This window comes from Candidatus Megaera venefica (assembly GCF_034554655.1).
GTDB classification, from domain to species: domain Bacteria; phylum Pseudomonadota; class Alphaproteobacteria; order Rickettsiales; family Rickettsiaceae; genus Megaera_A; species Megaera_A venefica.
The window spans coordinates 1-7,707 of the sequence record NZ_JARJFB010000093.1 but is presented as its reverse complement, the minus strand read 5'-3'; the positions used below and the strand labels follow the sequence as shown (position 1 = coordinate 7,707).

Below are 7,707 nucleotides of genomic sequence, written 5' to 3'. Positions count from 1 at the left end.
AAAAAATGAATGTGCGGTGATTTATTTTTGAAATTCTTGAAATTATATCAAAAATTTAGAGTTTTGACGGAGAGACTTTTTACAGTCTCATAAATTAGACTTGCTTAAAAACCTATGGGCTTCAATAGTCACTTATTGTTGGAGTGATTTACACTTTCTCAGTGACGCCCATACCCATTATATTATACCCTGAATCTACGTAATGTATTTCGCCAGTTACTCCGTTAGCCAAGTTGCTTATTAAGTATAAAGCTGCCCCAGCTACATCTTGTTGTGTAGTATTACGTTTTAAAGGGGACGTTGATTCGTGCATTCTGAGCATTGATTTAAAATCACCAATACCACTTGCAGCTAGAGTTCTTATTGGCCCTGCTGAGATGGCATTGACTCTGATATTATTCTGTCCCATATCATAAGCTAAATATTTAACGCTAGTTTCTAGGGCAGATTTGGCTAGTCCCATTACATTATAGTTTGGAATTACTTTCTCCGCGCCGTAATACGTTAGGGTAATTATAGATCCACCGTTCGTCATTAATGGTTCTGCTCGCTTGGCAAGAGCTGTAAGGGAGTAGCATGAAATATTCATCGAATTTAAAAAATTTGGCAACGACGTGTCGATATATCTTCCTTTGAGTTCTTCTTTATCTGCAAAAGCTATTCCATGGATAAGAAAATCAAGTTTTCCCCACTTTTCTTTTGTAAATTCGAATAAGCTGTCCATTGATTGTTCATTAGTGACATCGCACTCATATATAAAATCGGCACCAATTTCTTTCGCTAGTGGGGATACTCTTTTTTCAAGCACTTCGCCTTGATAAGTTAATGCAATATCTGCTCCATGTGCCCTAGCAATTTGTGCTATAGCCCAAGAAATAGAAAGGTTATTTGCAACACCTGTAATAATACCTTTTTTACCAGTAAGCAATTTTGTTGAATCGATCGCCATAAAATACCTAATTAGTTGACTATACATGTGAATTTAATTTGTATATCATCGAAAATAATTTTGTACAAGCGGTTTAGTAATGATTTTAAAAAGAAAGCTATCATTTATTTCAGGGTTGATTTGCGGTCTTGCCTTTGCCCCTCTATATTTCTTCCCTGGTCTTTTGATGTTGTCTGTATTGTGCGCTCAGATATTTAAGAGTAGTACAATGCGTCAGGCTTTGTTTTTTGGATATATGTTTGGCTTTGGATTTTTTCTTGCGAGTCTATATTGGATTTCTTTTGGTGTAACGGTATATATAGAAGAGTTTTGGTGGGCAGTGCCTTTTGCTTTATTCGGGTTACCGGCATTTATGGCTATTTTTATTGCTCTTGTAGCTGCCGTTTCCTGGAGATTTAGATTGTCTTTTTTATATCACATAATATTTTGCATAATTTGGATCTTTGTTGAATGGCTAATTTCATGGATTTTCACTGGATTGCCTTGGGCTTTACTTGGATATGCTTTTTCTATTTCAGATATCCTTATTCAACCAGCTAGCATATTTGGAGTGCTGGGCTTGAGTTTTGCTGCGGTTTTTATAGGGTCGAGTTTTTATAGCAAAGGATTTTTAGTATCTAGAGTAATTATATCTGTAGTGATTTTAGCGATTTTTATTTCGTATGGATATTTACGTTTAGTAGATAATCCAACTGAGTATAGCGATATAAAGGTTCGTGTTGTTCAGCCATCTATTCCACAAATTGCCAAGTGGGATGCAAATGCTTTATGGAGTAATTTAGATAGGCAAATTGAAATGTCACGAAGAAAAGGTGAACCAGATATAATCATATGGTCGGAAGCCGCTTTAACAGTGCCATATTATTACAGGCCAATTTATAACAGACTAATGTCAATTTTTGCCGAAGAAGAACAAATATTGCTATCCGGGGGGGTTAACGATAATGGTTTATCTGGTGATGGCTACGAGATATATTCTTCATTAATTGCTTTGGATGGAACTGGGGAGCTACTATTTGATTACCATAAATCTCATTTGGTTCCATTTGGTGAATACATGCCATTAAAAAAATATCTACCAGTAAAAAAACTTACTCCTGGGGTCATTGATTACACTCCTGGTAACAGAGATGTAGTTTTTTTAAAAGAGTTAAATTTGCGCATCTGGCCACTAGTTTGCTATGAGTCTATCTTCTTTAATGAGGTAAGAATATCTAACACTGACGTTGATTTAATGATTAATATTACTAATGATGCGTGGTACGGAAACTCTTCTGGACCCTTTCAGCATTTTCAGATAAGCAGAATGAGAGCAGTAGAAAATGGATTGCCCCTTATTAGGGCAGGTAATAATGGTATATCTGCAATAATTGATCCGGTTGGCCGGGTGATCAGTAGCCTTAATCTAAATGTAGTAGATACAATTGATGGTTATATACCATATAAGCTAACTCTACCTACCGTGTTCTCTGATCGCGGAATTATAAGTTTAATAATAGAGGTATTTTTTGTGCTAATATTGCATGTCTTATGTTTCTTTTTATACTTTTTTTGGAAAGGAAAAAATAAAACGCTTGAATAATTCGACGGTAAATAGTAACTTGTGGGTGAAAGTTAATATTAAGGTTTTTTAGTACTGTTGTATCTATATGTATGAGCAATCTGAATCTAAAGGAAAGGCTGATAACATCGATAAGTTAGTTAGCAGACGTTTAAAAATGAGAAGAGTAATGCTGGGCATGAGCCAGCAGGACATAGGTAAGGCTGTGGATGTTAGTATTCAGCAAGTGCAAAAATACGAAAAAGCAACAAACAGAATATCAAGCGGAAAGTTATTTACAATAGCAAAATTTTTGAAAGTACCTATTACTTATTTTTATGAACATAGTGATGAAAGCGAAATAATTACTAATGTGTTTGCAGAAGATGATGCTAAATATGAAGCTGAAGATTCTAATGTGGTGACCGAAAAAGAAATAGTTAATCTGATTAAGGCTTTTAGTGAGATTAAAAGTTTGCAAAGTAGAAAAAAGATTACCGAACTAGTCAAAACAATGTCTTAGTTTTAGGCCAGCCTAAGTCGCTGCATCGGTATGGCAAGCGAGCTTTAGAGTTGGTTGTTGGTTGGTTGAAGCGAACCTTGCATGGCTAAATAAGTCTCTTGAGTAGCTCGACTTAAGGATTTCACAAGCAACGTAGCAAACCGAAATTGGACTTGGCTTATAATTTTAAGATACATGCGTATGATTAAGCCTTAAACACAGGCGACACAATTCAATCTCGAAGAAACTAAAGTGACTAGGGTGATCTCCAAAATAGTATAAAACGAAATTTGATTGTTGACTGTTTTGTAATAACCTGTTAATTGTGTATCATTACGGGTTGTTTATTCTCTAAAAAATCAAAGAAAATAACTAAATAATAAAATGAATATAGCGTTTAAGTTCAAACCTAATTTTCTACTTCTGGCAATTCTGCTGGCGGCGTAGCCGTTGCATATTTTCTATTACTAATTTTTATTGTGTTTTTTTGTGAGTGATATTTGTAATGTCGCTTAGAATATATTTTTATTAAAGGAAAATAAATATGAAAGTTGAAGAGAAAAATAAATTTGTTTCAATGTTGGTGTGGTTAAGTTTAACATTGTTTTACTGTTATCAGTACATACTAAGAATGTTACCTAATATCATTATGCCTGACATTATGAGTAAATATCAGATTGGTGCTGCCCAGTTCGGATCTTTTGCTGGTATATACTATATTGGATATATTGCAGTTCATATACCAATTGGCATACTCTTGGCTAGATTTGGTGGTAAAAAAATACTTCCTTTATGCATAGCATTAACTGCTAGTGGCCTTGTTCCTCTTGTTTATTTTGACTTTTGGGGAAGCGTAGTTATTGGCAGGGCGCTTACAGGTATTGGTTCTTCGGCGGCGATAGTCGGGGCATTGCAGATCTTTCGTATAATATATCCTGACAAATTTGCTAGGATGCTTGGCTTTACAGTGTCTGCTAGTTTAATTACTGTAGTATATGTTGGGACTCCACTTGCTAGTGTTATAAAATCAGTAGGTATTGACGCAACAATTAATATACTAATATGTTCAGGAATTGCTCTTGCGCTTATTACTTATATAATAATGCCAAAATCTGCCCAAGGAGTTTCTCATAGCGATATTTGGACTGATATTAAGGCAGTTATTTGTAATTATAAGCTACTATTCGCTAGTTTGTTCGCTGGGTTTATGGTTGGTCCGCTTGAAGGGTTTGCTGATGCGTGGGGTAGTGCCTTTATGATTGCAGTGTATGGTATTGAAAAGACAATAGCTGATTCCTTAACTTTATCTATATTATTTGGTATGTTTATAGGATGTATTATTCTGCCATATATTGCTGACAAAACCAGACTTTATCTTGGAGTAACTATAGCTTCTGGTACGGGAATGATTGTATGCTTTGTATATATCTTAAGTGGGAGTGCTAATGAAAAATCACTTTACTATATATGCTTAATTACAGGTATATTCTGTGCCTACCAAGTTGTTATCATTTCCAAGATTGCAACGTATGTTTCTGAAGAAAGAAGTGGGATGGCTGCAGCAGTTGCGAATATGATAATCATGACATTTGGTTGGGTTTTCCATAATGCTATTGGTATAAGTTTAGACAAATCATGGGATGGTGTTTTGGTTAATGGATTAAAATCATATAGCCCCGAAGCTTTTGTTACCAGTATTTCAATTATTCCAATAATGATATCGTTGGCTGTAGTTGGATTTACTGTGATGGGAATCAGTAATATTATTCATGCACGAATACAGCAAAAGGCAAGGAAACTATGAAAATTGGTATAATAACTCTAATAATAATTACTCTGTTGCCTCAAATAGTTGGGGCAACAAATAATATTCCAGGAAAAATGGATCAGCTAATAAAGCAAGCTGATCCAGACTTGAATATTGGTATAAAAATTACAAACTTAGATCAAGGGAAAGTTATTTTCGAAAAGAATGCTGATAGGTATTTTATTCCAGCCAGTACATTAAAGTTTGTTACTATTGTATCTGCTCTTGAGCATTTTGATAAAAATTACAATTTTGCTAGTGATTTATTGTATAAGAAACAAGATTATTACCTTGATATTCATGATCCAGATTTTGGAGTTGATGATCTTGAATATGTTGTTGTTGAGCTTGCCAAACATTCAGGCAAAAATATAAAAGGAAATATTTATATCGTAGATAATAAATTTTCCGTACCAGCAATTATAAGAGATAAAACAATTAGTGATTCTGTATATTGTTATGGTGCGCCAGTAACGCTGACTCATGTGAATAAGAACTGCAGCAAATTAGATGTGGCACCAGGAAATGTAGGTAGCAGTATTGAAATTAGTCCAAATAAAAATTTTCCCTATACCATAATTAATGAAGCCAAAACTATCGCTGAAAATGAGAATGATAGACTCCGTGTGAATATAGAGGATAACAAATATATTATCAAAGGTACTTTGAGTAAGTCTACAGGTCCAGTAACTATTGTAGCAGTTGCAAATGACAATCTATCCCAAGTTAAGTACTATTTAGAAAAGCAGCTTGCTAATAAGGGCATAGTATTAAAAGGCAAAATATTATTTTTTAGTGATAAAGTAAAAGATGCGCAAACAGTAGCTTCTTTACCAAAAAGTATTAAGGACCTTGCTGCTAAGGCCATGAAAAAATCTGATAATTTTATGACAGACTATTTTCTTGCAGAATTTGCTTCTGAGCTGGATATTACTGAGTGGGACTGGGCTGCAGCTAAATTGAAAGAGGTCGTTGCTAAGAAATTTAATGTTGACTTAACAAAATCAGATTTAAGAGATGGTTCTGGTATTTCAAGGCAAAATTTGCTGACTGTGAATCAATTTGATAGCTTGTTGAAAGCAGTGGCTAAAAGTAACAATTTTGAATTGGTAAAATCGATTCTTGCTGGTCCAAGTGATGATTCTACCTTGCATGAACGTTTTGAGAATTATGATATTTATGCTAAGACTGGTTCTTTAACAGGGGTCTCTGCCTTAGTAGGTTATTTCTATGATTCTAAAAAAGAGCTTTATAGCTTCGTAATTATGGCAAATAATTTTTATCAGAATCGTCAACGCTATCATAAATTAGAAGAAGACATTATCAAATTAGTGAGTAAGTGAATAGAACTCTAGATATAAGAATCAAAGCGCCAGGTTATTGCTTAAAATGGCGCTTCTTAAAGTTTTTGAAGCTCTTATAAATCCTAGTTATCTTGTATATCACCAAATAACTCGGGCGTATCATCTACTATCGGGCTGTGTAGAATCTCTGACAATTCGTAAGAAGTCCCAAATGAATCTTTAATTTGAACATTTTCTGCTAGAACATTCTTTTGATGGAAGTACTTAACAACTAGCTTTAACTGTTTTAAGGTTGGCTGATAATGACCACTATTATTGCTAATAAAGGTAATTTTCCCATCTACTATATTCAAATGCCCACCGCAAGCTACTGGTTTGCCATAACCATATAGTTCTTTTGCAGGCTTGCTTTTTAAGAAAAAGCTATGATGTAGTCCATCGAAATGGCCGTTAAAATCATTTTGAACATATAATGTCCCATTTTTGCTTATAACATAAATTGAATCATTTTGTTCGTTAAAAGTTGCCAACTTTTCTTCTCCATAAGTAAAATAAAACTTACCATCTTTTATACTAGTTTTGCTTTTTTCCTGAATGTCTGATGTGTTCATAAGTTCAAAACCTTGTGTTGTCTCATTTTGAGCTTGTGGTTGAGAACAAACTATAAATTCACCATGCTTAAACTTGAATGGAATAGAATTTTTTTGGAAATATTCTATATTTTCTTTTTGCGTACCATATTTTTTTATTGCTAAAAAAATATCTTTGGCATGGTCTTTAATAAAGTAGGATACAATTAAAGTGTCGTTTTCTTCCTTTGCCTTTTTGAATAAGTCATATGAATTTTTAGATGAAATTTTTTCAATAAATTCTTTTGTTGATTTATCGTGTTTCACAACAAAATCAACTACGTGTGGTTGCCCAGCATACATTTTGGGGATTGATTTTGGATCAAGCGTAGCACCGGAAGAGATAAAATACTCAGCTATTTCCGGCTTGTTTTGATAAAGAGCACATAGCAAAGGTGTCGTAGGGTCTGTCCATCTAAGTGTGTAAATTCCTTATAGGTTATATAATCAATTAATATAACTAAGAGGAATAAAATATGACTAAAAACACTATCAATAATAAGAATAATGAAGCTATATCCGCAGCGATAGATTTACTGGTAAGTAAAGAAGTAGATCTATCGAATGTTTTAAGCAAAGGCGGGTTATTGAAACAACTAACAAAACGTCTTGTGGAAAAAGCTTTACAGGCAGAGATGAATAATCATCTAGGTTATGACAGATACGATCGTATTATCACTTCTAATAACGCCCGTAACGGTGTATCTCAAAAGAATCTAATCACTGATAATGGCCTTATTACAATAGACGTTCCAAGGGATAGAGATGCTGAGTTTGAACCTGCAATCATTCCCAAAAGAAAAACAAGAATTGAAGGTTTAGATCAAAAAATTCTATCCTTATACGCCAAAGGAATGAGTCTATCAGATATTAAACTTCAGATTCAGGAACTATACGGGGCTGACATTAGCGAAAGCCTTGTTAGTAGAATTACTGATGATGTCATGGACGATGTTAAAGCTTGGCAAGGCAGGCC

Annotated in this window: 7 protein-coding genes; 5 read left to right on the top strand and 2 right to left on the bottom strand. The window is 34.2% G+C overall.

Annotated elements, in window-relative coordinates; translation table 11 throughout:
* Positions 1-148: 148 nt before the first annotated feature.
* Entirely contained in the window at positions 149-949 is an 801-nt protein-coding gene (locus tag Megvenef_RS06140; RefSeq protein ID WP_322777097.1) for an enoyl-ACP reductase FabI, read from the bottom strand.
* Between the two features lie 79 nt (positions 950-1,028).
* On the opposite strand from Megvenef_RS06140, the gene lnt reads away from it, so the two are divergent.
* The 4 genes from lnt to dacB all read left to right on the top strand — a co-directional run bounded on the left by lnt (position 1,029) and on the right by dacB (position 6,141).
* Complete coding sequence (gene lnt, locus Megvenef_RS06135) at positions 1,029-2,531, top strand: apolipoprotein N-acyltransferase (protein ID WP_322777096.1); 1,503 nt, start codon at positions 1,029-1,031, stop codon at positions 2,529-2,531.
* 67 nt (positions 2,532-2,598) lie between these two features.
* Entirely contained in the window at positions 2,599-3,012 is a 414-nt protein-coding gene (locus Megvenef_RS06130; protein WP_322777095.1) for a helix-turn-helix domain-containing protein, read from the top strand.
* 523 nt (positions 3,013-3,535) lie between these two features.
* Entirely contained in the window at positions 3,536-4,795 is a 1,260-nt protein-coding gene (locus Megvenef_RS06125) for an MFS transporter (protein ID WP_322777094.1), read from the top strand.
* Entirely contained in the window at positions 4,792-6,141 is a 1,350-nt protein-coding gene (gene dacB / locus Megvenef_RS06120) for a D-alanyl-D-alanine carboxypeptidase/D-alanyl-D-alanine endopeptidase (protein WP_322777093.1), read from the top strand. Before Megvenef_RS06125 ends, dacB begins: the two co-directional genes overlap by 4 nt.
* Before the next feature lie 83 nt (positions 6,142-6,224).
* Here dacB and Megvenef_RS06115 read toward each other — a convergent pair whose 3' ends face one another.
* The gene (locus Megvenef_RS06115) at positions 6,225-7,124 is read right to left on the bottom strand and encodes a hypothetical protein (RefSeq protein WP_322777092.1); all 900 of its coding nucleotides are present in this window, start codon (positions 7,122-7,124) and stop codon (positions 6,225-6,227) included.
* Positions 7,125-7,207: 83 nt separating this feature from the next.
* Here Megvenef_RS06115 and Megvenef_RS06110 point away from each other — a divergent pair.
* Positions 7,208-7,707 (top strand): transposase (locus Megvenef_RS06110; RefSeq protein WP_322776251.1); only part of this gene is annotated, 500 nt, incomplete at its 3' end.

Excerpts from the sequence above, each read along its gene's own strand:
- Megvenef_RS06140 (WP_322777097.1), bottom strand. The coding sequence starts at position 949 with ATGGCGATCGATTCAACAAAATTGCTTACTGGTAAAAAAGGTATTATT.
- lnt (WP_322777096.1), top strand. The coding sequence starts at position 1,029 with ATGATTTTAAAAAGAAAGCTATCATTTATTTCAGGGTTGATTTGCGGT.
- Megvenef_RS06130 (WP_322777095.1), top strand. The coding sequence starts at position 2,599 with ATGTATGAGCAATCTGAATCTAAAGGAAAGGCTGATAACATCGATAAG.
- Megvenef_RS06125 (WP_322777094.1), top strand. The coding sequence starts at position 3,536 with ATGAAAGTTGAAGAGAAAAATAAATTTGTTTCAATGTTGGTGTGGTTA.
- dacB (WP_322777093.1), top strand. The coding sequence starts at position 4,792 with ATGAAAATTGGTATAATAACTCTAATAATAATTACTCTGTTGCCTCAA.